This window comes from Xenorhabdus stockiae, from assembly GCF_002632825.1.
GTDB lineage: Bacteria > Pseudomonadota > Gammaproteobacteria > Enterobacterales > Enterobacteriaceae > Xenorhabdus > Xenorhabdus stockiae.
The window spans coordinates 52,147-78,262 of the sequence record NZ_NJAJ01000012.1; the positions used below are offsets into that span (position 1 = coordinate 52,147).

The 26,116-nt window shown below is 45.5% G+C and carries 23 protein-coding genes and 6 tRNA genes; 27 read left to right on the top strand and 2 right to left on the bottom strand.

The features are described 5' to 3' along the window. Positions 1 to 63: 63 nt before the first annotated feature. From Xsto_RS07935 to Xsto_RS07960, 6 genes are all read left to right on the top strand, one after another. Positions 64 to 140, top strand: a tRNA-Met gene (locus Xsto_RS07935). Between the two features lie 5 nt (positions 141 to 145). Then, a tRNA-Leu gene (locus Xsto_RS07940) sits at positions 146 to 230 on the top strand. Positions 231 to 300: 70 nt separating this feature from the next. After that, positions 301 to 375, top strand: a tRNA-Gln gene (locus tag Xsto_RS07945). Positions 376 to 449: 74 nt separating this feature from the next. Next, a tRNA-Gln gene (locus Xsto_RS07950) sits at positions 450 to 524 on the top strand. A gap of 41 nt (positions 525 to 565) precedes the next feature. Next, a tRNA-Met gene (locus tag Xsto_RS07955) sits at positions 566 to 642 on the top strand. Positions 643 to 655: 13 nt separating this feature from the next. Then, positions 656 to 730: transfer RNA gene (locus Xsto_RS07960), tRNA-Gln, on the top strand. Positions 731 to 962: 232 nt separating this feature from the next. On the opposite strand, the gene ubiF is transcribed toward Xsto_RS07960, so the two are convergent. Continuing rightward, positions 963 to 2,150 carry a 3-demethoxyubiquinol 3-hydroxylase gene (ubiF, locus tag Xsto_RS07965; RefSeq protein ID WP_099124737.1) on the bottom strand — a complete coding sequence of 396 codons (1,188 nt, stop codon included), beginning with the start codon at positions 2,148 to 2,150 and terminating at the stop codon, positions 963 to 965. Positions 2,151 to 2,366: 216 nt separating this feature from the next. On the opposite strand from ubiF, the gene miaB reads away from it, so the two are divergent. The 20 genes from miaB to ybeD all read left to right on the top strand — a co-directional run bounded on the left by miaB (position 2,367) and on the right by ybeD (position 23,600). Beyond that, complete coding sequence (gene miaB, locus Xsto_RS07970; protein WP_099124709.1) at positions 2,367 to 3,797, top strand: tRNA (N6-isopentenyl adenosine(37)-C2)-methylthiotransferase MiaB; 1,431 nt, start codon at positions 2,367 to 2,369, stop codon at positions 3,795 to 3,797. A gap of 144 nt (positions 3,798 to 3,941) precedes the next feature. After that, a complete protein-coding gene (locus Xsto_RS07975) occupies positions 3,942 to 4,919 on the top strand; it encodes a PhoH family protein (RefSeq protein WP_369800400.1) in 978 nt (325 codons plus the stop codon). After that, positions 4,916 to 5,383 carry an rRNA maturation RNase YbeY gene (ybeY, locus tag Xsto_RS07980; RefSeq protein ID WP_099111152.1) on the top strand — a complete coding sequence of 156 codons (468 nt, stop codon included), beginning with the start codon at positions 4,916 to 4,918 and terminating at the stop codon, positions 5,381 to 5,383. Before Xsto_RS07975 ends, ybeY begins: the two co-directional genes overlap by 4 nt. A gap of 211 nt (positions 5,384 to 5,594) precedes the next feature. Next, complete coding sequence (gene corC, locus Xsto_RS07985) at positions 5,595 to 6,473, top strand: CNNM family magnesium/cobalt transport protein CorC (protein WP_099111153.1); 879 nt, start codon at positions 5,595 to 5,597, stop codon at positions 6,471 to 6,473. 10 nt (positions 6,474 to 6,483) lie between these two features. Continuing rightward, complete coding sequence (gene lnt / locus Xsto_RS07990) at positions 6,484 to 8,013, top strand: apolipoprotein N-acyltransferase (protein ID WP_099124710.1); 1,530 nt, start codon at positions 6,484 to 6,486, stop codon at positions 8,011 to 8,013. A 474-nt stretch (positions 8,014 to 8,487) separates the two neighbouring features. Next, on the top strand, positions 8,488 to 9,375 hold the full coding sequence (locus Xsto_RS07995; RefSeq protein WP_099111155.1) for a glutamate/aspartate ABC transporter substrate-binding protein: 888 nt from the start codon (positions 8,488 to 8,490) through the stop codon (positions 9,373 to 9,375). Positions 9,376 to 9,463: 88 nt separating this feature from the next. Next, on the top strand, positions 9,464 to 10,204 hold the full coding sequence (locus Xsto_RS08000) for an amino acid ABC transporter permease (RefSeq protein WP_099124711.1): 741 nt from the start codon (positions 9,464 to 9,466) through the stop codon (positions 10,202 to 10,204). Between the two features lie 3 nt (positions 10,205 to 10,207). Continuing rightward, positions 10,208 to 10,882 (top strand): glutamate/aspartate ABC transporter permease GltK, encoded by a 675-nt coding sequence (gene gltK / locus Xsto_RS08005; RefSeq protein WP_099111157.1) that lies wholly within the window; start codon positions 10,208 to 10,210, stop codon positions 10,880 to 10,882. Next, on the top strand, positions 10,882 to 11,607 hold the full coding sequence (locus tag Xsto_RS08010) for an amino acid ABC transporter ATP-binding protein (RefSeq protein WP_099111158.1): 726 nt from the start codon (positions 10,882 to 10,884) through the stop codon (positions 11,605 to 11,607). The genes gltK and Xsto_RS08010 overlap by 1 nt, the downstream gene beginning before the upstream one ends. Positions 11,608 to 11,921: 314 nt before the next feature. Continuing rightward, positions 11,922 to 14,516 (top strand): leucine--tRNA ligase, encoded by a 2,595-nt coding sequence (leuS, locus tag Xsto_RS08015; protein WP_099124712.1) that lies wholly within the window; start codon positions 11,922 to 11,924, stop codon positions 14,514 to 14,516. 16 nt (positions 14,517 to 14,532) lie between these two features. Continuing rightward, positions 14,533 to 15,060, top strand: a complete 528-nt coding sequence (gene lptE, locus Xsto_RS08020) for an LPS assembly lipoprotein LptE (protein WP_099111160.1) — start codon at positions 14,533 to 14,535, stop codon at positions 15,058 to 15,060. After that, the gene (gene holA, locus Xsto_RS08025) at positions 15,057 to 16,124 is read left to right on the top strand and encodes a DNA polymerase III subunit delta (protein ID WP_099124713.1); all 1,068 of its coding nucleotides are present in this window, start codon (positions 15,057 to 15,059) and stop codon (positions 16,122 to 16,124) included. The genes lptE and holA overlap by 4 nt, the downstream gene beginning before the upstream one ends. Continuing rightward, the gene (nadD, locus tag Xsto_RS08030; protein ID WP_099111162.1) at positions 16,108 to 16,794 is read left to right on the top strand and encodes a nicotinate-nucleotide adenylyltransferase; all 687 of its coding nucleotides are present in this window, start codon (positions 16,108 to 16,110) and stop codon (positions 16,792 to 16,794) included. The genes holA and nadD overlap by 17 nt, the downstream gene beginning before the upstream one ends. Before the next feature lie 98 nt (positions 16,795 to 16,892). Then, the gene (rsfS, locus tag Xsto_RS08035; protein ID WP_099111163.1) at positions 16,893 to 17,219 is read left to right on the top strand and encodes a ribosome silencing factor; all 327 of its coding nucleotides are present in this window, start codon (positions 16,893 to 16,895) and stop codon (positions 17,217 to 17,219) included. 2 nt (positions 17,220 to 17,221) lie between these two features. Further along, positions 17,222 to 17,692 (top strand): 23S rRNA (pseudouridine(1915)-N(3))-methyltransferase RlmH, encoded by a 471-nt coding sequence (gene rlmH / locus Xsto_RS08040; protein WP_099111164.1) that lies wholly within the window; start codon positions 17,222 to 17,224, stop codon positions 17,690 to 17,692. A gap of 36 nt (positions 17,693 to 17,728) precedes the next feature. Continuing rightward, positions 17,729 to 19,657, top strand: coding sequence for a peptidoglycan DD-transpeptidase MrdA (mrdA, locus tag Xsto_RS08045; RefSeq protein ID WP_099124714.1), 1,929 nt, complete (start codon positions 17,729 to 17,731; stop codon positions 19,655 to 19,657). Between the two features lie 4 nt (positions 19,658 to 19,661). After that, positions 19,662 to 20,774 carry a peptidoglycan glycosyltransferase MrdB gene (gene mrdB / locus Xsto_RS08050; protein WP_099111181.1) on the top strand — a complete coding sequence of 371 codons (1,113 nt, stop codon included), beginning with the start codon at positions 19,662 to 19,664 and terminating at the stop codon, positions 20,772 to 20,774. A gap of 12 nt (positions 20,775 to 20,786) precedes the next feature. Beyond that, the gene (rlpA, locus tag Xsto_RS08055; RefSeq protein WP_099124715.1) at positions 20,787 to 21,803 is read left to right on the top strand and encodes an endolytic peptidoglycan transglycosylase RlpA; all 1,017 of its coding nucleotides are present in this window, start codon (positions 20,787 to 20,789) and stop codon (positions 21,801 to 21,803) included. A gap of 216 nt (positions 21,804 to 22,019) precedes the next feature. Further along, complete coding sequence (gene dacA, locus Xsto_RS08060; RefSeq protein WP_099111167.1) at positions 22,020 to 23,228, top strand: D-alanyl-D-alanine carboxypeptidase DacA; 1,209 nt, start codon at positions 22,020 to 22,022, stop codon at positions 23,226 to 23,228. Between the two features lie 108 nt (positions 23,229 to 23,336). Next, positions 23,337 to 23,600 (top strand): DUF493 family protein YbeD, encoded by a 264-nt coding sequence (gene ybeD, locus Xsto_RS08065; RefSeq protein ID WP_086953830.1) that lies wholly within the window; start codon positions 23,337 to 23,339, stop codon positions 23,598 to 23,600. A gap of 112 nt (positions 23,601 to 23,712) precedes the next feature. On the opposite strand, the gene Xsto_RS08070 is transcribed toward ybeD, so the two are convergent. Further along, on the bottom strand, positions 23,713 to 25,173 hold the full coding sequence (locus tag Xsto_RS08070; RefSeq protein ID WP_099111168.1) for a TrkH family potassium uptake protein: 1,461 nt from the start codon (positions 25,171 to 25,173) through the stop codon (positions 23,713 to 23,715). Positions 25,174 to 25,354: 181 nt separating this feature from the next. Between Xsto_RS08070 and lipB the strand changes: the two genes are divergently transcribed. Further along, positions 25,355 to 25,990 carry a lipoyl(octanoyl) transferase LipB gene (gene lipB, locus Xsto_RS08075; RefSeq protein ID WP_099111182.1) on the top strand — a complete coding sequence of 212 codons (636 nt, stop codon included), beginning with the start codon at positions 25,355 to 25,357 and terminating at the stop codon, positions 25,988 to 25,990. The last annotated feature ends 126 nt before the right edge of the window (positions 25,991 to 26,116 follow it).

A 26,116-nucleotide genomic window follows, 5' to 3' on the forward strand; every position in this document is an offset into this window, starting at 1 on the left:
GCATCTGTCTGATATACGCATAATGCGCCCCGCACCGCCGATGAAGGCAAAGCGAAAAAAGATGGCTACGTAGCTCAGCTGGTTAGAGCACAGCACTCATAATGCTGGGGTCACAGGTTCGATTCCCGTCGTAGCCACCATCTTTGCGGGAGTGGCGAAATTGGTAGACGCACCAGATTTAGGTTCTGGCGCCGCAAGGTGTGCGAGTTCAAGTCTCGCCTCCCGCACCATTTCTTCTTCGGTTGCACTTAAATCGAGTTTTGTTAAGGTTGTTTTAAGTTTTAGTGTGTTGTTTTCAGGTGGGGTATCGCCAAGCGGTAAGGCACCAGGTTTTGATCCTGGCATACCCTGGTTCGAATCCAGGTACCCCAGCCATATTTCTGAAAACGATAATTTCTAATAAATAGATAACCATTAATAAAACAAGGTTTAAAATGAAAATTTTCAGGTGGGGTATCGCCAAGCGGTAAGGCACCAGGTTTTGATCCTGGCATACCCTGGTTCGAATCCAGGTACCCCAGCCATTTTCCTGAAGGTTTTCATAAAATTTACGGTTAACGTAAATGGCTACGTAGCTCAGCTGGTTAGAGCACAGCACTCATAATGCTGGGGTCACAGGTTCGAATCCCGTCGTAGCCACCATTTTAAATTCAGTTGGGGTATCGCCAAGCGGTAAGGCACCGGATTCTGATTCCGGCATTCCCAGGTTCGAATCCTGGTACCCCAGCCAAATTTTTCAAAACGCTGACTGAACTGACAACCGCCTTTTGGTGGTTTTTTTGTTTTTCTGCCAAAAAATATCCCCAGCTTATCGCCTGATAGTCTCCATCTTTGTTTGATAACCTGCCTGAAATCGACACATCTACCCCTGTTTATAAAGCGCTCAATAAAAAACATATCTAAGGGTAGAAATATTAAAAGAATGGCTCCTACCCTCAAAAATATTTGCTAAAAAACAGTAATCACACCCCCAGCGCATATTTCAGCGCCAGTTTTTTCAGTGCGCCTGAGCGCTGCGCTGCCATCAAGGCCAGATTACGCATAGTTTTCAATCCTGGCAGGTCATGGCTGAATGCCGTATGAAAGAGATCCATTCCCGCCTGCATAACCAAATTATCCGGCATCCTGCGACGTTGATAACGCATCAGTACAGTCAGGGAATCCCACTCTTCCAAAGATTCTTTGGCATCAATCAATACTTTGAGTAAAGCATCTACATCCCGATAGCCCAGATTGACACCCTGCCCTGCCAGTGGGTTAATTGTATGAGCTGCATCCCCCAGCAAAACCAGCCCTTCACGAACATAATCGCTGGCATGATGGCGGGTCAGAGGAAATGAACCCGCAGCAATCGGAGTCACTTTACCCAAACGGGCCGGAAATGCCTGAAATATTTCCCGTTCAAGCTGTGTCATTGACATCGCCTGTAACTGACGAATGCGGGCGGGAGAGTCATACCATACCAACGATGCCCACTGGTCGAATAACGGCAGAAAGGCTCTGGGACCAGAAGGAAAAAATTGCTGCCATGTTACGTCTTTCTGAGGTTGTTCCGTTTTAACAGTTATCAACATACACGACTGACGATATTGCCACCCCCTGCTGCCAATCCCCGCTAATTGCCGAACCTGAGAACGGGCGCCATCAGCACCGATAATCAAACGAGTGTTTAATTCCGTACCATCAGTCAATTCAAGCTGCCATGTTTTATGATCTCCATGACGCTGCATCGATTTCAGCTCAGCGGGGCAAAACAGTGTCAGATTAGGATATCGTTCAAATTCCTGCCACAAAGCCAGTTGCAGAATGCGGTTTTCTACCATGTATCCAAGTTCAGGCAGGCCGAGGCTTGCTGCATCAAAAATCACATTGGAATCATTCTGCTCCCATGTCTCCAGCTTCCGATAAGGTGCGCTACGCATCTGCACAACATGTTCCCAAGCACCCAATTGCTTTAGTAAATCCACGGATGCCCGACTAATGGCAGAAATACGAATATCCGGTTCACTTTCTGCACTGTAGAGTTGTGGTCGCTGATGTTCCAACAGAGCGACACGCCAACCTTCCTGCGCCAATCCCAATGCCGTTGCCGCACCAATCATCCCGGCACCCACGATAACCATATCGAATTTTTGTTGTGGATTATTCATATTCATCACGCTATTAACTTCTTGATTAAAATAGTGTACCGGAATTTTCCCTTTCCGGCTGTGAATATCCGGTGTTACAGTCTGGTCACTGGTGCCTCAAATGAATACAATAGTCTGTAACATTATGCTAAACACACTGTATTCAATATGCTGGTTCAATAGACTATGCTTTTCAGTGTTGACGCATCATTCCACTGGAAACACCGGATACACAAAATGTCGACGATAAAAAAACTGTATATCAAAACCTGGGGCTGTCAGATGAATGAATACGATTCATCCAAGATGGCCGACCTGCTGGAAACCACTCACGGTTATCAGTTAACCGATATCGCCGAAGACGCAGATATCTTACTCTTGAATACTTGTTCAATCCGTGAAAAGGCCCAAGAAAAAGTCTTTCACCAACTCGGGCGCTGGAAAGGGCTGAAAGACAAAAACCCTGAAGTTATCATTGGCGTTGGGGGCTGTGTGGCTTCTCAGGAAGGGGATTACATTCGCCAGCGTGCTCCGAGTGTTGATATTATATTCGGGCCACAAACCCTGCACCGCCTGCCGGAAATGATTAATCATGTGAAAGGCACCCGCAGCCCTGTTGTTGATATCAGTTTCCCTGAGATCGAGAAATTCGACCGCCTGCCAGAACCCCGTGCGGATGGCCCGACGGCATTTGTTTCTATCATGGAAGGCTGTAATAAATACTGCACATTCTGTGTTGTTCCTTACACCCGTGGGGAAGAGGTCAGCCGTCCTTGTGATGATATTCTGTTTGAAATTGCTCAGCTTGCTGCGCAGGGTGTGCGTGAAGTAAACCTGCTCGGTCAAAACGTGAATGCTTATCGCGGTGCAACATTTGACGGAGATATCTGCACATTTGCTGAATTATTGCGTCTGGTTGCGGCTATTGACGGAATCGACCGCATACGCTTTACAACCAGCCATCCGATTGAATTTACTGACGATATCATCGCCGTGTATAAAGACACACCTGAACTGGTCAGCTTCCTGCACTTACCTGTCCAGAGTGGCTCTGACCGCATTCTGACTCTGATGAAACGTGCTCATACTGCGCTGGAATATAAAGGAATTATTCGCCGTCTGCGTAAAGCTCGCCCGGATATCCTGATCAGTTCAGATTTCATCATTGGTTTCCCGGGTGAAACACAGGATGACTTTGAAAAAACAATGAAATTAATTGCCGATGTTAATTTCGACATGAGTTTCAGTTTTATTTATTCAGCACGTCCGGGTACTCCTGCGGCTGATTTGCCGGATGATGTGAGTGAAGATGAGAAAAAACAGCGTCTGTACCTGCTCCAGCAGCGTATTAACCAACAAGCCATGAGCTTCAGCCGGGCAATGCTTGGCAGTACTCAGCGTATTCTTGTTGAAGGTCCATCCCGTAAGAATATTATGGAGCTTTCCGGACGCACGGAAAATAACCGTGTAGTTAATTTTGAAGGCGCTCCTGATATGATTGGCAAATTTGTTGATGTTGAAATTGTCGATGTCTATGCCAATTCCCTGCGCGGTAAGGTCATCCGTACTGAAGATGAAATGGATTTACGTGTCTATGAGTCACCCGAATCAGTCATTGCCCGAACCCGTAAGGAAGACGAAATCGGTGTTGGCACTTATCAGCCTTGATGACTGGCCAACCTTAAGAACAGGATAACTTTAACAAATAGGCCGGATTCACAGGCCTTAACATAGAGATAATCAGTGACACAAATCAACCCACAAGTAGCAACACAAGAGATCTTTCTGGAACCCGCAGATAATCAGCGATTAATGAGCCTGTGTGGCCCACTTGATGACAATCTGAAACAACTTGAGCGTCGTTTGGGAATAGAGATAAACCGCCGCGACAATCGTTTCAAATTGGTGGGCAAGCCACTGTGTGTCAGCGCAGTAGCCAGTATACTGCGCCGCCTGTATGTTGAAACCGCCCCTGTACGCGGAGTGATACCGGATCTCGAACCTGAGCAGATTCATCTGGCTATCACGGAAACCCGCGTACTGGAGCAAGCAGCAGAAAGCGTCCCTGACTACGGTAAGGCCGTGAATATCAAAACCAAACGGGGAGTAGTCAAACCCCGTACTCCTAATCAGGCGCAGTATATTGCCAATATTCTTAGCCATGATATTACGTTTGGTATCGGGCCTGCGGGAACGGGTAAAACCTATCTGGCCGTTGCAGCAGCGGTTGATGCACTGGAGCGTCAGGAAATCCGCCGGATATTGCTCACCCGTCCTGCTGTTGAAGCCGGAGAAAAACTGGGCTTTCTGCCGGGGGATCTGAGCCAGAAAGTCGATCCTTATCTACGTCCGCTTTACGACGCATTATTTGAGATGCTGGGATTTGAAAAAGTTGAGAAGCTGATCGAAAGAAATGTCATTGAAGTCGCACCACTGGCCTATATGCGTGGACGAACGCTCAATGATGCCTTTATTATTCTCGACGAAAGCCAGAATACAACCATCGAGCAGATGAAAATGTTTCTGACCCGTATTGGTTTCAACTCCAAAGCCGTTATCACTGGTGATGTCACCCAGATAGACCTGCCCAGAGGCCAGAAATCAGGCCTGAGTCACGCGATGGAAGTTTTATCTGACGTTGATGAACTGAGCTTTAACTTCCTCTACAGCGAAGATGTGGTGCGCCATCCGGTGGTTGCCAAAGTCGTTATCGCTTATGAAGTATGGGAAGCCGCTGAGCAGAAACGTAAACAGGCGCTTAATGAAAAGCGCAGGCAGGAAGCACAATGAGTTCAGTTATATTAGATTTACAAATTGCTTGTGAAAAACCAGAAGGGCTTCCTGAGGAGGTCCTTTTCCAAAACTGGCTGGAAGGCGTTTTGCCACAATTTCAGGCAGAAAGTGAAGTCACAATCCGTTTAGTTGATGAGGCAGAAAGCCACGAATTAAACCTCACTTATCGAGGGAAAGACAAACCAACCAATGTGTTATCTTTCCCGTTTGAAGCTCCGCCTGAAATTGAACTACCCTTGCTCGGTGATTTAATCATATGCCGTCAGGTTGTTGAAAAAGAAGCACAGGAGCAGCAAAAAACAGTCGAAGAACACTGGGCACATATGGTGGTTCACGGCTGTCTTCATCTGCTTGGGTATGACCATATTGAAGATGAAGAAGCAGAAGAAATGGAATCTCTGGAAACAGAAATTCTGGGAAAAATGGGTTATCCTGATCCCTATCTTGCGGAAAAAGAATAACCCCCAATAATATTTTTATGTTAAATATTATCTATGCCCAATGAATTTCGAGTTGCATCGCGGCGGCAAGGGAGAGAGTCCCCAGGAGCATAGATAACCGTATGTTTATAAAAACGGTGACTGGGGTGAACGAGCGCAGCCAACAAAGAGGCAGCTTGAAAGACGTAGGGTATATACACATTAATTAATGAGGAAATAAAATTAGAACGCCATGAGCGACGACCATCCTTCTAGTAACGATAGCCCTGGACCTAAGAAAGGCTTTTTTGCACTTCTTAATCAGATTTTCCATGGTGAGCCGAAAAACCGCGATGATTTAGTTGAACTGATCCGAGATTCAGAACAGAACGACCTCATCGACCCCGATACCCGAGAAATGCTCGAAGGGGTGATGGATATTGCTGACCAGCGCGTGCGTGACATTATGATCCCACGCTCACAAATCGTTACCTTAAAACGCAACCAGCCTCTGGACGAATGTCTGGATGTCATTATCGAGTCAGCCCACTCCCGCTTCCCTGTGATCAGCGAGGATAAAGATCACATTGAAGGCATTCTGATGGCAAAAGATCTTCTGCCATTTATGCGCTCGAACGCAGAACCTTTCAGCATTGATAAAGTTCTGCGGCAAGCGGTGGTGGTGCCGGAAAGTAAGCGCGTTGACCGATTGCTGAAAGAGTTTCGTTCCCAACGCTACCATATGGCGATTGTTATCGATGAATTCGGCGGTGTTTCCGGTCTGGTCACGATTGAAGATATACTTGAACTGATTGTAGGCGAAATTGAGGACGAGTACGACGATGACGAAGATAACGACATTCGTGCCCTGAGCCGCCATACTTATTCAGTACGAGCTTTGGCTCAGATTGAAGATTTCAACGATGTTTTCGGCACTAATTTCAGTGATGAAGAAGTTGATACCATAGGCGGGTTGGTCATGCAGGCATTCGGGCATCTGCCTTCCCGTGGAGAATCCATCAGCATTAATGGCTATCATTTCAAAGTAGCTATGGCAGATAGCCGTAAAATCATTCAGGTTCATGTAAAAATACCGGATGACGCTGAAGTTCCTGGCCTTGATAAAGACTAATGGGATCTGGATGAACAAAACCTCATTAATAAGTTGCCAGCGGCTGCGTGCCTTGCTGGCGCTTTTCTTCGGAGCCAGTGGAACACTGGCTTTTTCACCTTTTGATTTCTGGCCTGCTGCTCTTATCTCCCTCTTTGGCCTGCAAACCCTGACGTTAAACCGAACCAGCCGACAAGCAGCCTTTATTGGTTTCTGCTGGGGATTTGGGTTGTTCGGCAGCGGAACAAACTGGGTTTATGTCAGCATTGCCGGTTTCGGGGGTATGCCAACCGCCGTTAATATCTTTTTAGTTGTCTTGCTGGCGGCTTACCTTGCGCTTTATCCAACTCTGTTTGCCGGGTTACTTAACCGCTTTTTCCCTGCTTCAAACGGGATCAGGCTGATAATTGCCGGCCCTGCTCTGTGGCAGTTAACGGAATTTTTACGTGGTTGGGTACTTACCGGTTTTCCGTGGCTACAGTTTGGTTATAGTCAAATTGATGGTCCGTTAAAAGCCATTGCGCCGGTTTTCGGGGTAGAAGGTATTACTTTCCTGTTGATGATTATCAGCGGGTTGTTGGTTTTTGCTACCGTACATAAAAAAATCGTAGCTGCCATCGTTGCCGTTGCTTTACTGATGTTACCGTGGCCAATGAGGCATTATCAGTGGTATACCCTACTACCGGAAAAATCGGCTGATATAGCACTGGTACAGGGGAATATCCCTCAGGAAATAAAATGGGATCCTTCAGCATTGGGCAAAACAGTGGATATCTATCTGGATAACAGCCGCCCTTTTATTGGGAAAGTTCCCATCATTATCTGGCCAGAAGCAGCCATTCCTGATACCGAACACGACCAGAGTCTCTTCCTGACCAAACTGGATGCGTTGCTCAGGCAACATCATACCAGCCTGATCACGGGTATTCCCGATGCACGACCAACATTAGACGGATACAAATTCTATAACAGTATTATTGTGTTAGGGGAGAAAACACCTTACCAGTATCCGGCGGCTGACCGCTATGACAAACATCACCTTGTGCCGTTTGGTGAGTTTGTACCGCTGGAATCATTACTGCGTCCATTGGCGCCCTTATTTAACCTGCCAATGTCCTCTTTCAGTCAGGGAAATTATATACAACCTCAGCTTTCTGTTGCTGGTTATGACATTACTGCTGCTATCTGTTATGAAATCATTTTGGGTGAGCAAGTCCGCGATAATTTCAAACCCAGCACAGAATTTTTGCTGACAATTTCCAACGACGCATGGTTCGGCCAATCTATTGGCCCGTGGCAACACTTCCAGATGGCGCGGATGCGCGCTCTTGAACTGGGTCGCCCATTATTACGGGGAACCAATAATGGCATTACTGCCGTAGTCAGGCCAGATGGTTCAATACAGGCTGAAATTCCGCAGTTCACCCGTCAGGTCTTGGAAGCCGAAGTCACTCCAGCCAGCGGGATCACCCCTTATTTCCGTATTGGGAACTGGCCGGTTTGGGGAATGACTGTATTGTTTATTTTGTTCGGATTAATCAGGAACCGTCGTCATACTTAGTTAAGCATTTAACGATACCCCTAAAAATCCCCCAAAGAATAAGTTCAGAATGTATTTATATACTGAACTTATTCTTTCTCGTATATCATTTTAGGTAATTTCTCCAACACGAATCCCTCCATTAGTTTCATTTCTAAAATATTCACAAAAAACATAAAAACAGCCTAAAAGATCACCGTACTACGGTATTTATTCCTAAAAAGTGCAAACTGTGAACAAGATTCAAAATTATTTGCCACAAAATCACACTTAAACAAAATTGTTTGTTTATAGTTCGAGTTGGCTCGCAAAATGAAAACATCAATGTTTCAAAAAAGTAACATTATGAATTATTTTTTTACGACTCATATACAAAACAATATTAGAAATTTATTTCTATGCTAACGATCTCTGTAAAACAGAAATAAAAGCATAGATCCACCCCCTGCAAACAAACCCAGTTTTGAATAAAACAACCACATGAAGGAGCTGTATATGCGTAAGTTTATGTTAGCCACAATGTTGCTTAGCGCGGTAGGAGCTGCCCATGCTGAGGAACTGACCGGCACATTGAAAAAAATTAAGGACAGCGGTGTTGTTGCTGTCGGGCACAGAGAATCTTCTGTTCCATTTGCTTATTACGATGGAAAACAGAACGTTGTCGGTTTCGCCCAGGACCATTCAAATTTAATCGTGGAAGCGATTAAGAAAAAAATTGGTGCTCCTGATCTACAAGTGAAATTGATCCCGGTTACCTCCCAGAACCGTATTCCATTACTCCAAAATGGGACTTTTGATTTTGAATGTGGTTCAACCACCAATACTCCCGAGCGCCAAAAACAAGCCGCATTCTCCAATACTATTTTTATCGTCAATACCCGCCTTCTGACCAATAAAGATTCAGGTATCAAAGGATTTGATGATCTGGGTGGAAAAAATGTTGTTGTCAGTGCCGGTACAACATCTGAAATGCTGCTGAATAAGCTTAATGACGAGAAAAAAATGAAGATGCGCATTATCAGTGCAAAAGATCATGGTGATTCATTCCGGACACTGGAATCTGGTCGCGCTGTCGCCTTCATGGTTGATGATGCGCTATTGGCAGGAGAGCGCGCCAAAGCGAAAAAACCTGAACAATGGATTATCGTTGGTGAACCGCAATCTAAAGAAGCTTATGGCTGTCTGATGCGCAAGGATGACCCTCAGTTCAAGAAGCTGCTGGATGAAACGGTTGCAGAAATACAGACATCAGGCAAGGCCGCAGAAAGGTTCGATATCTGGTTTAAACAGCCGATTCCACCCAAAAATCTGAATATGAATTTTACTCTGTCCGATGAGATGAAAGAACTGTTCAAAGCACCAAATGATAAGTCATTGAATTAATTATAAACCTAAAACCCCGATTTTATTGGCACGACGGGTATGAGGTAGCCGTTTCCTACCTCATTTTTATGTTTCAGGGAGCATATGTATGTCAATTGATTGGAACTGGGGCATCTTTCTACAGGAAGCGCCTTTTGGTAATACCACCTATCTGGGGTGGATCATTTCTGGATTTCAGGTAACTGTAGCTCTTTCAATATGTGCCTGGGTTATTGCATTTATTGTCGGTTCTTTTTTCGGCATTCTGCGAACTGTACCGAATAAATTTCTTTCCGGGTTAGGAACCTGCTATGTCGAACTATTTCGTAACGTTCCCCTTATAGTCCAGTTTTTTATATGGTATCTGGTTGTTCCGGAATTCCTGCCCAAAAACCTGAGTGACTGGTTCAAAATGGACTTAGATCCTAATATCCAGTTTTTCCTTTCCTCATTGGTTTGCCTCGGGTTATTCACCGCGGCACGAGTATGTGAGCAAGTCAGGGCCGCTATTCAATCCCTGCCACGGGGACAAAAAGCCGCAGGGCTGGCAATGGGGCTGACTCTGCCTCAGACTTACCGTTACGTTTTGCTACCCAACGCTTATCGTGTCATTACGCCCCCCATGACCTCAGAAATGCTCAATCTGGTGAAGAACTCCGCGATTGCTTCAACTATCGGTCTGGTGGATATGGCAGCACAGGCAGGGAAATTACTGGATTATTCAGCACATGCCTATGAAACATTTACAGTTATCACACTGGCATATGTGGGTATCAATCTCGTGATCATGCTGGCAATGAGCATACTAGAGAAAAAAATACAGCTGCCGGGCAATATAGGAGGGAAATAGGACATGTATCAATTTGACTGGAGTTCGATTGTTCCCAGCCTGCCGCTTCTGTTGGATGGATTAATCATCACCGCAGAGATCACACTAATAGCTATCGTGATTGGCATTGCCTGGGGAACCATTCTGGCAATGATGCGGCTTTCTTCCATTAAGGCTCTGAGCTGGTTTGCGGCCCTGTATGTTAACCTCTTCCGTTCCGTACCTCTGGTAATGGTATTGTTATGGTTCTATTTAATTGTGCCTAGCTTAGTTCAAAATGTTCTGGGTATATCACCAAAAACTGATATCCGATTAATCTCTGCAATGGTAGCGTTCTCAATCTTTGAAGCGGCCTATTATTCTGAAATTATCCGGGCCGGTATCCAGAGTATTTCCCGTGGTCAGTCAGCCGCATCGCTGGCATTAGGGATGACACACATGCAAAGTATGCGTTTGGTCATTCTGCCACAGGCATTCCGGGCAATGATACCGTTGCTGCTGACACAGGGCATTGTATTATTTCAGGATACTTCTCTGGTATACGTATTGAGTCTGGCGGATTTTTTCCGTACAGCAAGCAATATCGGTGAACGTGACGGTACACAGGTTGAAATGGTTCTGTTTGCCGGGTTGGTTTATTTTGTTATTAGTTTTTCCGCCTCGATGCTGGTTAACTATTTAAAGAAAAGGACTATTTAATGATCTCGCTGAAAAATGTATCCAAATGGTATGGCCAGTTTCAGGTGCTGAATGACTGTTCAACTGAAGTCAAAAAAGGCGAAGTCGTGGTCGTTTGCGGGCCTTCTGGTTCTGGCAAATCCACACTCATAAAAACGGTCAACGGCCTCGAGGCTGTCCAGCAAGGTGAAATTTCGGTCAATGGAACAAAAGTCAATGATAAAAAAACCGATCTGGCACAATTACGTTCCCAAGTCGGCATGGTATTTCAACATTTTGAACTGTTTCCTCATCTGTCGATCATAGACAATCTGACTCTGGCTCAGGTTAAAGTTCTCAAGCGCGATAAGCAGGCAGCAACAGAAAAAGGCCTGAAATTGTTAGAGAGAGTTGGGTTATCAAACCACGCCCATAAATTCCCTTCCCAGCTTTCCGGCGGGCAACAGCAGAGGGTAGCTATCGCACGTGCTCTTTGTATGGATCCGATTGCCATGCTGTTTGACGAACCCACTTCTGCCCTTGATCCAGAAATGATCAATGAAGTGCTGGATGTAATGGTTGAACTGGCTAACGAAGGAATGACCATGATGGTCGTTACCCATGAAATGGGGTTTGCAAAAAAAGTGGCTCATCGCGTTATCTTTATGGATGAGGGGACAATTGTCGAAGACAGCAGAAAAGAAGATTTCTTCGTCAACCCTAAATCAGAACGCGCCCGCGATTTTCTGGCAAAAATTCTGCACTGATTACGTTTCTGGTCGGCGGTATCAACATACCGCCGGCTTTAAGCCGCATCTGTACCCGGTAGGAAAGATAAAGGGGGTAAAAATTCAGTAATTTTCTGTGTTGTACCACTAACAGGTGTTGTTGCCCCTATTCCTATCCGCTATGCTATGGCATCTTAAATTTCATAAACAAACATACTCGCTATACCCAATAGATTTCGAGTTGCATCATGTCGGCAGGGAGTTAATCCCAGAGAACCCAACAAAGAGGCTGCCTGAAAAATGAAGGGTATAAAAGGCGTAGCATTATTACTCACCATAGGATCATCGGTGCCATGCAAGAACAATATCGTCCAGAAGACATAGAGCAACAAGTCCAGCTTCATTGGCAAGAGAAGCAAACTTTTAAAGTGACCGAAGACAGCAGCAAAGAAAAATACTACTGCCTGTCCATGCTACCTTACCCTTCTGGCCGACTACATATGGGCCATGTCCGTAACTACACTATCGGTGATGTGATTTCCCGTTACCAACGTATGCTTGGTAAAAATGTCCTGCAACCTATCGGTTGGGATGCCTTCGGCTTACCAGCAGAAGGCGCAGCGGTTAAAAACAATACCGCACCAGCACCGTGGACTTATTCCAATATCGAATACATGAAAGGCCAGCTGAAAATGCTGGGATTTGGTTACGACTGGGATCGTGAAGTCACAACCTGTACACCGGAATATTATCGCTGGGAACAATGGTTCTTCACCAAATTGTATGAAAAAGGTCTGGTTTACAAAAAAACCTCCGCAGTGAACTGGTGTCCAAACGATCTGACCGTTCTGGCGAATGAGCAGGTTATTGATGGTTGCTGCTGGCGCTGTGACAGCCCTGTAGAACGTAAAGAAATCCCGCAGTGGTTTATTAAAATCACCGATTACGCCGAAGAATTGCTGAACGATCTGGATAAGCTGGAAGAGTGGCCTGAGCAGGTGAAAGTTATGCAGCGTAACTGGATTGGCCGTTCAGAAGGTGCTGAAATCACCTTTAATGTTGCTGACAGTCAGGAAAATCTGACCGTCTATACCACCCGCCCGGATACCTTTATGGGAGCTACCTATGTTGCTGTAGCTGCGGGTCACCCTCTGGCAAAACAGGCTGCGGAAAGCAATTCTGAGCTGGCAGAATTTATCAACGAATGCCGTAATACCAAAGTTGCTGAAGCAGATATGGCTACAATGGAGAAAAAAGGCATGTCGACCGGTATGTTCGTAATCCATCCATTAACTAACGAAAAAATGCCTATCTGGGTTGCCAACTTCGTTCTGATGGAATACGGCACAGGTGCAGTTATGGCGGTTCCAGGCCATGATCAGCGTGACTGGGAATTCGCAACCAAATATAACCTGCCAATCAAAGCGGTCATTCTGGACAACGATGGTAATGTACCAACTGTTCAGGAAAGCGCGATGACTGATAAGAACACTCTGGTCAATTCCGGTGAATTCAGTGGGCTGAGCCATGAAGAAGGCTTCAATGCTATCGCTGACAAACTGGTTGAAATGGGTGTAGGCAAACGCAAAGTTAACTATCGCCTGCGTGACTGGGGAGTTTCCCGTCAGCGTTACTGGGGTGCACCAATTCCAATGGCAACACTGGAAGATGGTACAGTAGTTCCGGTTCCTGAAGATCAACTGCCGGTTATTCTGCCGGAAGATGTTGTAATGGATGGCATCACCAGCCCAATCAAAGCAGATCCGGAATGGGCCAAAACGACTATTAATGGTCAGCCTGCACTCCGTGAAACCGATACCTTCGATACCTTTATGGAATCGTCATGGTATTACGCTCGTTATACCTGCCCGGATTATGATAAAGGTATGCTTGATCCTGCCGCTGCTAACTACTGGCTGCCGGTAGATCAATATATTGGTGGTATTGAACACGCTATCATGCACCTGATGTATTTCCGTTTCTTCCACAAACTGATGCGTGATGCGGGTCTGGTCAATTCAGATGAGCCAGCAAAACATCTGCTGTGTCAGGGCATGGTTCTGGCAGAAGCCTTCTATTACACTGGCAGCAACGGTGAAAAAATCTGGGTATCTCCGGCTGATGCTATTGTTGAGCGTGACGAAAAAGGCCGCATCATCAAAGCAATGGATAATGATGGTCATGAGCTGGTTTATACCGGCATGAGCAAAATGTCCAAATCCAAAAATAACGGTATCGACCCACAGCTTATGGTTGATAAATACGGTGCTGATACCGTTCGTTTGTTTATGATGTTCGCTGCACCACCAGAACTGACTCTGGAATGGCAGGAATCTGGGGTAGAAGGAGCTAACCGCTTCCTGAAACGTGTATGGCGTCTGGTTCACGAGCATGTAAGCAAAAATACTGATAAAGGCGAAATTCAGCCACTGGATATCACCAGCCTGACAACAGAACAGAAAGATTTGCGTCGAGACCTGCACAAAACTATTGCTAAAGTCACGGATGATATCGGCCGCCGTCAGGCATTCAATACCGCAATAGCCGCTATCATGGAGCTGATGAATAAACTGACCCGCGCACCGCTGGAAACAGAGCAAGATCGTGCCCTGATGCAAGAAGCGCTGACAGCCGTTGTACGTATGCTTTCACCTATCACACCACATGCCTGCTTCGTGATGTGGAAAGCACTTGGTAATGAATGTGACATTGATACCGCTGCATGGCCGCAGGCTGATGAAAAAGCCATGGTTGATGATACTAAACTGGTTGTCATTCAGATCAACGGTAAAGTCCGTGGCCGTATCACCGTACCGGCAGATGCGACAAAAGAATATGTTCAGGAGATGGCTTCTCAGGAATACAGCGTAACGAAATACCTTGAAGGCGTCAGTATCCGGAAAGTTATCTATGTTCCGGGTAAATTGCTGAATCTGGTCGTTGGTTAATATTATAGGAAAGAGTATGCGACATCGTATTTTCACGTTGTTGCTGGGGTTAGCGGTGCTTGTCACCGCTGGCTGCGGCTTTCATCTACGTGGCACAACACAGGTTCCCAAAGAACTCCAGACATTACAGCTAAACTCTGGTGATCCTTATGGGCCATTGGCACGGGCAGTACGTCAGCAGCTACGTCTGAACGATGTCAGAATTGCTGAACAGGCCAGTGCCTCATTGCCAATTCTGAAATTACTGGGTTCAAGTGAAAACAATGTCACGGTTTCAGTCTTTCAGGATGGTAAAGCGGCGGAACGCCAACTGGTGCTGGATGTTGATGCACAGGTTCTGATGCCAAATGGTAACATTTACCCATTAGAGGTCAGGGTTGAACGTTCGTTTTTTGATAACCCATTGGAAGCACTGGCAAAAGATGCAGAAAACGAACTTGTTAAGCAGGAAATGCGTGAACAAGCTGCTCGTCAGCTGATACGCAAACTGCTGACAATTCAAAGTTCAGAGCAACCTAAATCTGCTGAAACACAAAAGCAATGATCAGACTCTATCCTGAACAACTTCTTTCGCAGCTCAATGAAGGGCTGCGAAATAACTACCTGCTATGGGGCAATGAACCATTGCTGCTACAGGAAAGTCAGGACAGTATCCGGAAAGTAGCTGAGCAGCACGGCTTTCTGGAGCATTTTTCGTTTTCACTGGATAACCATACCGAGTGGGATGAAATCTTCAGTTTATGCCAGTCACTCAGCCTTTTCGCCAGCCGTCAGTCAATTACCCTGTTGTTACCTGAAAATGGTCCCAATGCAGCAATGGCGGAACGTCTGGTTAAGCTATCAGAATTACTGCATGACGATGTTTTATTGATACTGCGCGGGCATAAACTGACCAAGGCACAGGAAAACAGTATCTGGTTCAAAGCGATCGGGAAAAATGGTGTTTATGTCAGCTGCCTCAATCCTGAGCAAAACCGTCTTCCTCAATGGGTCGCACAACGCGCTAAAAGTATGGGCCTGTCACTGGAAGATGAAGCTAACCAGTTACTGTGTTATTGCTACGAAGGAAATCTGCTGGCATTGTCACAGGCGCTGGAGCGGCTCTCACTGCTCTATCCTGATAATCGCCTGACGCTTCATCGGGTCGAAGAGGCTGTCAATGATGCGGCACATTTTGCCCCTTACCATTGGGTCGATGCGCTACTGGCGGGCAAAGTCAAACGCGGATGGCATATCCTGAAACAATTGCGACAGGAAGATACCGAAGAGATTATTCTGCTTCGTACTATACAGCGAGAACTGATGCTACTGTTAACCCTTAAGCGTCAGGAAAAAACAACACCTTTAAAGGCACTGTTTGATCAACATAAAGTCTGGCAAAACCGTCGGATGCTTTTGACTTCGGCATTACAACGGCTATCACTGCAAGATTTGCACTCAGCTATACACTTGTTGACCCAGATGGAGTTGCGCATCAAACAGGATTATGGCCAATCTATTTGGGCTGACCTGGAAACCCTTTCTATGCTGCTGTTATACGGAAAAGACCTCGGAAAGACGCACGGAAAAATATTACCAGAGAGCTTTTTGAATGCTTCACACCACTAATTCATCCTTAACTCATCCATCGTTAAATTCACCGATTATTCATGCTTTATTTGGTGGTACTTTTGATCCCATCCATTATGGTCATTTACGTCCGGTAGAAGCATTAGCAAAACTGGCGGGGCTTAAACAGGTTATTCTGTTACCTAACCATGTTCCGCCTCACCGCCCTCAGCCAGAAGCCACCGCTCAGCAACGGCTGGAAATGGTGCGTCTGGCAGTACAGGATAATCCCCTGTTTACTGTTGATACGCGGGAATTGCAGCGTCAGACACCTTCTTACACTATTGATACATTAAAGTCATTCCGTGAAGAAGTCGGTGAGCAGTGTCCGCTGGCATTTATCATCGGGCAGGATTCCCTGCAATCCATTCATAACTGGCACCGATGGTCTGAATTGCTGGATATCTGTCATTTACTGGTCTGCTCCCGTCCCGGCTATTCAAAGCAGCTTTCAACACCGGAAATGCAGGAATGGCTGGAACAGCACAAAATTGATACTCCCGCACCATTAAGTCATAAATCACATGGTTACATTTATCTGGCCGAAACACCGTTGTTGGACATTTCAGCAACCGATATTCGCCGCCGCCATCAACAGGGCTTAAACTGTGATGATTTATTACCTCCATTAATACAAAATTATATTGATTCCCAGCAGTTATATAGTTGATAGTTAAATCATATGTGATTTCCCGGCTCAGTAGCTTACGTTTATAGAGACGGGCATGCTATTATTCTGCGTTACTCAACTACTTTGATAAAATTAAGGTGATCCTTTTGCAAGGCACAGAACTACAACAATTTATTATTGATAAACTTGAAGATTCAAAAGCACAGGATATTGTTTCTATAGATGTTCGTGGAAAATCCAGCATTACAGACTGTATGCTGATCTGCACCGGTACATCAAGTCGTCATCTGATGTCAGTCGCTGACAATCTGGTTGATGACTGCCGCGAAGCCGGCATTATGCCTCTGGGTGTCGAAGGACAAGGGATCTCAGACTGGATTGTTGTAGACCTCGGCGAAGTAATGGTGCATGTCATGCAGGAAGACAGCCGCCGGATGTATGAACTGGAAAAACTCTGGAGCTGAGTTTGAAGTTACAACTTGTCGCTGTGGGAACAAAAATGCCGGACTGGGTACAGACCGGCTTCATGGATTACTTACACCGTTTTCCCAAAGATATGCCATTCGAATTAATTGAAATTCCGGCAGGAAAACGGGGCAAAAACGCCGATATCAAACGTATTCTGGAAAAAGAAGGCGAACAAATGTTGTCGGCTGTCGGTAAAGGCAACCGTATTGTCACGCTGGATATCCCCGGCTCTCGTTGGGAAACACCCCAACTGGCACAACAGCTTGAACGCTGGAAACAGGACGGAAGAAATGTCAGTTTACTGATTGGTGGTCCGGAAGGGTTAGCGCCTGCCTGTAAAGCAGCGGCAGAACAAAGCTGGTCACTTTCCCCACTGACTCTTCCACATCCTCTGGTACGGGTTTTGGTTGCTGAAAGCCTATACCGGGCATGGAGTATCACAACTAATCACCCTTATCATCGGGAATAAATTAGGTAATCTATCACCGTGAATTCTGGTAATGGGATGAAGAATAAACGAACTCCTTTTCGCGATTATACGGCTGAATCAGCCCTCTTTATACGCCGCGCACTCGTGGCGTTTGTTGGCGTTATCCTTTTAACGGGGGTTCTGATTGCCAACCTCTATAATCTCCAGATCACCCGGCACGAAGATTACCAGACGCGCTCAAATGGGAACCGTATCAAACTTGTTCCCATTGCGCCAAGCCGTGGGCTCATTTATGACCGTAACGGCACACTTCTGGCAGCTAACCGTACAATTTACCAATTGGAGATTGTGCCACAAAAAGTTGATGACCTTGATAAGACACTCAATGAGCTGCGTTCTATCGTCGGGCTCACTGATGAAGATATTGAGAATTTCCAAAAAGAACGGCGACGTGCCCGTCGTTTTACCTCAATTCCCCTGAAGACACCACTGACTCAGGTACAGGTTGCCCGGTTCTCTGTTAATCAGTACCGTTTCCCCGGTCTGGAAATCAGAGGATATCAACGCCGCTATTACCCTTATGGCTCTGCCCTCACCCACGTTATCGGCTATGTATCTAAAATTAATGACAAAGATGTAGAACGGCTCGATCAGGAAGGGATATTACCGGATTATGCGGCGACTCATGATATCGGCAAATTGGGTATTGAACGTTATTACGAATCCATTCTGCATGGCAAACCCGGCTATGAAGAAGTTGAAGTTAATAACCGCGGTAAAGTTATCCGCCAGCTACACGAACAACCGCCTCAAGCGGGTAAAGATATTTATCTGTCAATAGACTTAGAGCTGCAAACTTACATTGAAAAAATCCTGACAACCAGCCGGGCCGCCGTTGTTGTTACCGACCCCCGGACTGGCGAAGTGCTGGCAATGGTATCGACTCCAAGCTATGACCCCAATCTGTTTGTTGATGGTATTTCCAGTAAGGATTATAAAGCGTTGCTCAATAACCCTAACCGCCCATTGATTAACCGAGCAACACAAGGCGCATATCCTCCGGCCTCGACAGTAAAACCATTTATTTCTGTTGCAGCACTAAGCAGCGGTGTCATTACAAAGAATACAACTATCCACGACACAGGAAGATGGCAATTACCTAACTCCAATATGAGTTACCGCGACTGGAAACGTTATGGGCATGGCCTGCTGAATGTGCATAAGGCTATTGTTGAATCGGCTGATACCTTTTTCTATCAGCTCGCCTATGATATGGGTATCGATAGGATCTCCGAGTGGATGATAAAATTTGGCTACGGTCAGTTTACCGGTATTGACCTGAAAGAAGAGACTGCGGGTAATATGCCAACCCGGGAATGGAAACAAAAACGCTATAAAAAACCTTGGTACCAAGGTGATACAATATCTGTCGGTATCGGTCAGGGGTACTGGACCGCTACGCCTATGCAGATGGTAAAAGCCCTGATGATATTGATCAATGACGGCGTGGTGAAAACACCACACTTTCTGTTGAAGACTCATCTGAACAATAGCGTCCATCCTTACCAGCCTCCAGTCATTGAACCTATCGGAGATATTCATTCCGGCTATTGGGAGATCGCCAAAGAGGGAATGTATGGTGTTGTCAACGCTCCGAACGGTACGGCACGCAGATTTTTCGCTGGTACTCCTTACAAAGTCGCAGGTAAAACTGGTACAGCTCAGGTATTCAGGTATGAAACCTATAATGCAAGTAAACTTGCAGAACATCTGCGGGACCACAAGCTAATGATTGCTTTTGCTCCTTATGATAATCCAACTGTTGCCATCTCAGTTATTTTAGAAAATGGCGGTGCAGGGCCATCTGTTGGCGCCATCGTGCGCCAGATTTTGGATCATATCCTAATCAAGAGTGATAAAGATCCTTCACCTACTGAGCCTGCTGATAAAAACAGGTCACTACCCGCTGGGAATCCAGCCAGCGGGACACGAGTTAATGAGTAATGCTATGACAGAATCGCAGAAAAAAGTTCCTTTCTGGAACAGAATACATATAGATACCCCGCTGCTACTGTGCATTCTGCTACTGCTTGCCTACAGCCTTTTCATTATGTGGAGCGCCAGCGGACAGGATGCTGGCATGATGGAACGTAAAGTCGGACAGGTGCTTATCGGGCTGGTGGTTATGGTAGCCCTTGCTCAGGTACCACCCCGAATATATGAAAGTTGGGCACCTTACCTTTACATTGTCTGTGTGATCCTGCTTATCCTTGTTGATGTTTTCGGGCAAATCAGTAAAGGGGCACAACGCTGGCTGGATCTGGGCATTGTACGTTTCCAGCCTTCAGAAATTGCCAAAATTGCGGTTCCTCTAATGGTGGCCCGCTTTATGAACCGGGATCTTTGCCCCCCTTCCCTGAAAAATACGGGAATTGCACTAATCCTGATTTTCTTGCCAACCCTGCTTGTCGCGGCACAACCTGACTTAGGTACATCTATCCTGATCGCCGCATCCGGGCTGTTTATCTTGTTTCTGGCTGGAATGAACTGGCGCTTAATCGCGATTGCCGTTGTATTGGCAGCCTGTTTTTTACCAATATTGTGGTTCTTTCTGATGCATGACTATCAACGGGCCAGAGTCATGATGCTGTTAGATCCGGAAAGCGACCCTCTGGGGAAAGGCTACCATATCATTCAATCAAAGATTGCCATTGGCTCGGGCGGGTTATTTGGAAAAGGCTGGTTACAGGGCACACAGTCACAATTAGAGTTTTTGCCTGAGCGTCATACCGATTTTATTTTTGCGGTTCTGGCAGAAGAACTGGGGCTAGTTGGTGTCATCGTATTGCTTGCCCTTTACTTACTGATCATTATCCGTGGGTTGATTATTGCAGCCAAAGCACAAAATACTTTCGGCCGAGTCATGGTTGGAGGGCTAATATTGATACTGTTTGTTTATGTTTTCGTTAACATCGGTATGGTTAGCGGTATCTTGCCAGTGGTCGGCGTGCCCCTGCCACTAGTCAGCTATGGAGGCTCGGCATTAATCGTCTTAATGGCTGGATTCGGCATTATCATGTCGATACATACCCATCGCAAGTTATTATCCAAAAGTCTATGAGGAAGAGATTTCATGCGTCAACAATGGCTTATTCTCGGCATAGTGGCTGTACTGATTTCAGGCTGTACAACAAAAAATGAAAAGGGAGCCACCTCCGTTCTGCCCATTCCGACCCGTGATGTTTTAGGTGCAGAGCCTGTCTATGAGCCTTATCACCCCAGTGCTAATCAGGATTACACAAAGGACGGTGTGAATTATCACATCGTCAAGGATCCGGCCCAATTTACTCAGACAGGGTATGCCAGTGTATTTGGTGAAGAATCCACTGGAAAATTGACCGCGATTGGTGAACGGGATACTCCCTATGCACTGACAGCCGCCCACCCGACACTGCCAATACCGGGCTATGTACGGGTCACTAATTTAAGTAATGGACGCATGATAATTGTCAGGATTAATGATCGTGGCCCTTATAATAAGCCGGGAAAAGTTATCGAATTATCGCGGGCTGTTGCTGATCGTCTGAATTTAATGCAGCAAAGCAAAGTTAAGCTGGATGGCATTCAGGTTGCTCCTGATGGCTCACTTGCGGGTTTGGGTACAGAAGGTTCAACTATTGTCAAACAAAGCTACGCCCTACCTGACAGACCTGCGCTGAACTCATCAGCTTCTGTCACAGGTATGGACTCCGGTTTATCTGAGCAAACTCCCCCAGAACAGAATCTATCCGCAAATACTGTCAACACTGATAGTCAAAGCGTTTCACAACCGGAGAAGCCTGCTTCTGTGCAGGAAACCGTGCAGGAGCCTCCGGCACAAACAAAATCAGTTGTCACATCTTCTGCTACACCAGAATCAGCTAACGTATCAGGCTATATGGTACAAGTTGGCGCGGTCAGCACCGAAGCTAAAGCCAGAGAGTGGCAGCAGTCGTTAAGTAAACGCTTTAATACTCCCGGACGAGTGATTCAATTTGGTCATGTCTACCGCGTGCAACTAGGGCCTTTCAATGCCCGCCAGCAAGCCGTAGAGTTACAACAGAAATTAACGGATCAAATGCAACAATCTTCCTTTATTACTACTCCGTGATTAGCAAATCCCCCGCTGATATTTGCCTTTATTCCGGCCATTATCAGTGGGGAGAAACCAAGTAAGATAAAGGCCTTCACCGAATACAGCGTAATCAAGTAAAAAAGTGCAAATATACTTCTGTCCCAATTTTGTTTAATGTCACTCTTTTCGTCATTTGTTATGATGTGACTTATCTTTTATCAATGCTTCTTCACGGATGTCATCTAATCAATCATGAAATACATAGTTACTTCCCGTTTTATTAAAAATGCTACGCTGAGCATTGCTCTGGCAGCCAGTGCTTCTGCATTCGCCAACACCGATGATAGCTTCAAAACCATGATCCCCGGTGTTCCACAACTTGATGCCGAAGCCTATATTCTGATTGATTACAATTCAGGAAAAATATTGGCTGAAAAGAATTCAGATGTCCGTCGCGATCCTGCCAGCCTGACAAAAATGATGACCAGTTATGTTATTGGTCAGGCTATTAAATCCGGGAAAATTAGCCCGAATGATATCGTTACCGTGGGTAAAGATGCATGGGCAACAGGAAACCCAGTCTTCAAAGGCTCCTCCCTGATGTTTTTAAAACCCGGCGATCAGGTTTCTGTCGCTATGCTCTCCCGCGGTATTAACCTGCAATCAGGTAATGATGCCTGTGTCGCAATGGCAGATTATGTGGCTGGTAGTCAGGACGCGTTTGTCGGCCTGATGAATAAATATGTACAGAGCTTAGGATTAAAAAACACTCATTTTCAGACGGTTCATGGTCTGGATGCAGCGGGTCAATACAGCTCTGCTCATGATATGGCTCTGATTGGTCAGGCGCTAGTCCGCGATGTACCAGATGAATACTCCATCTATAAAGAAAAAGAATTCACTTACAACAACATTCGCCAACCTAACCGTAACGGCTTACTGTGGGATAAGAGCCTGAATGTTGATGGTATTAAAACAGGGCATACCAGCGGTGCTGGCTATAACCTTGTCTCTTCCGCCACGGAAGGTAATATGCGTCTGATTGCTACGGTGATGGGCAGCCCGACTTTCAAAGGCCGTGAAACAGACAGTAAAAAACTGCTGACATGGGGCTTTCGTTTCTTTGAAACAGTCTCCCCCTTGCAGGCAGGTAAAGAATTTGCCTCTGAACCCGTCTGGTTTGGTGATAACGATAAAGTACAACTGGGCGTCGAAAAAGATGTTTATCTGACTATTCCTCGTGGTCGCCTGAAAGATCTGAAAGCCAGCTATGTTCTGAACAGCAATGAGTTACATGCCCCACTTCCCCAGAATCAGGTTGTTGGCACCATCAATTTCCAGCTTGATGGTAAAACGATTGAGCAACGTCCACTGGTCGTGATGCAGGAAGTGAAAGAAGGTGGTTTCTTTAGCCGTCTGATTGATTATATCCGTTTGATGTTCCATCACTGGCTTGGCTGATATCTTGAAAAATTAAAGTTAAACCACATATTCATATAACTTGTCAGAAAATAGTCATGCCACGGTAGAATGTCTGATGTTACCGTGGCGAATAAATCAGGAGTGCCCATGAAAACGAAATTAAATGAACTGCTTGAGTTCCCCTGCTCATTCACTTACAAAGTGATGGGCTTAGCTCAGCCTGAGCTGGTGGACCATGTTGTTGAAGTGGTTCAGCGCCACGCACCGGGCGATTACTCCCCAGATGTGAAACCAAGCAGCAAAGGCAACTACCACTCTGTTTCTATTACCATCAATGCAACTCACATTGAGCAGGTTGAAACACTATATGAAGAGTTAGGCGCACTGGAGCTGGTGCGTGTCGTGCTGTAATGTATCACTTTGTTAATCTGTGATTATTCCGACAAAGCGCTGGCAAAAAACCAGCGCTTTTCTCTATCTGCTCTATCTAACCTGACTGTATCCGATTCTCTGTTAACCCCGCTCAAAAACGCCAGAACGCTTTCGAACACAGGATCAAAATAGGATAGATTTCTAGCCTTCCCAATAACATAGCAGCACACATCATCCATTTCGCTACTGCACTAAGGTTGCCAAAACCTTGTACTGTATCGCCGTAACCTACGCCCATGTTATTGATACATGCAGCAACCGTGGCAAATGAAGTCACTAAATCATAACCAAGCAGATTTAGCGCCCAAATAAAGAAACAGCTACAAAAAACATATAAGAAGAAAAAACCCCAGACCGAACGCAGTACCCTTTCCTGCACAGGCGCCTGACCAACTTTAATGGTTGAAATCGCATTCGGATGAATAAGTTGATTAATCTCACTGAAACTTTGTTTTGTCAGGATCAGGAAACGTAATGCTTTGATGCCTCCACAAGTGGAACCAACACAGCCCCCAAAGAAACTGACAGCCAATAACATCAGCATCGTATGGGGTGGCCACTGTGCATAATCGGAAGTCGACAGACCATTATCTGTCATCATTGAACTGGTCATAAAAAAACCATGCACAAACGCATCTTTCAGCCCATACATGCCGGAACGGTATAACTCCAGCCAAATGATGCAAACTACGATGAAAAGTACCAGCAAGAAAAATTTAAACTCCGCATTTTTCAGTAACGGCTTAAGGCTTCTCCGGGTCAGAATAACAAAATAAAGTGTGAAGTTAACTGCCGATAATATTGAGAAAACACCGCCCACCATTTCAATCAGGGAATTGTCATAATAGCCAAGACTTTCATTACGGGTCGAAAATCCCCCCAAAGAAACCGTTGATATCCCATGACAAATAGCATCAAACCAAGACATCCCGGCTGCCCAGAAGCTGAACGAACATAGTCCACCCAATAACAGATAAACTACCCATAGGCTTTTGGCACTATCAGCCAGACGTGGCGTCAATCGCTCCTCTTTAAATGGGCCCGGCATTTCTGACTGATAAAGTTTTACGCCACCAATGCCAAGCAGCGGCAGGATAGCCACAGCAAGAACAATCACGCCCAAACCACCGATAAAGTTCAGCTGAGCACGATAATAAAGAACGGATTTGGGTAAAGCAGAAACATCATTCAGTACTGTTGCTCCGGTGGTTGTAATACCGGATACACCTTCAAACATGGCATCAACAAGATTGATATTCAGGCTTTTATCCAATACGAAAGGTAAGGCACTCAACAACGAAAAGAGCAACCAGAACAGGACGATAATAAGGAATCCGTCCTGAGTACTGGGTTGTATTTTTGTTTTTCGAGTGAAATACCACCCAACGCCGCCAAAAATCAACCCGATTATAAAAGTTTCTAAAAAAGCAAAAACGCTTTTTTCTTTATAAAATAGGGCAACAAAAGTAGGCAGCAACATTGAGAGGCTGTAAAGGAGCACCAGAGAACTGCAAAGATGCCCTACAATCAAAAGTTGGTTTTTTCTGACCATCTGTTAGCTCAAACAGAAAATAAGGAGGAAATCATCAAAATATATAACTATGATAATATAAAATTTAAATATATTCGTCTAATTAACATTATTAGTGTATTAGCGCATTGCCGAACTGGTGAGAATCCTTTTAGGGCGTTATACTGGCGGGCAATTTTTGTTAACCGATGATGACAGTCCATTGCAACATAACACCGTTATTTTACGCCAGTTGGGTCTTCAGCCCTACGAGCCGGTTTCTGAAGCCATGCACCAGTTCACCGAGCAGCGGACAGCGGAAACTACCGATGAAATCTGGTTTGTCCAACATGAGAAAGTGTTTACACAAGGTCAGGCGGGTAAAGCAGAACATATAATTGCCGCAGGTGATATTCCTGTTATTCAGTCCGACAGGGGTGGGCAAATCACGTATCATGGTCCCGGGCAGCAGGTCATGTATATTTTGATCGACTTGAAACGCGCTAAGCTCGGGGTTCGTCAGCTAGTCACCGCGATTGAAAACACCGTTGTCGAAACGTTAGCTCATTTTGGCGTTGAATCTTATGCCCGGGCCGATGCGCCAGGGGTATATGTCAATGGTAATAAAATTTGTTCATTGGGATTGCGTATCCGCAAAGGGTGTTCTTTTCATGGGCTGGCATTAAATATTGCAATGGATTTACAGCCATTTTTGCGCATTAATCCATGTGGATATGCAGGTATGCAAATGACCCAGCTCAGTGACCTCGTTACCGGGATCACGGTTGAAGATGTACAGCCCGTTCTGGCACAAAAATTCTGCCAGATCTTGGGATTCCAACTCACCGATGAAAGATGATATAATTTTTTAACATTTTTCAAAAAAATTTGAATAGTCTTATTGTCCCGATGAACTTGATGCTGAATTTAGTTTATTAATCAGCAAAATAGTTATCAGGCAATAAATTACAATCTGAAGAATATA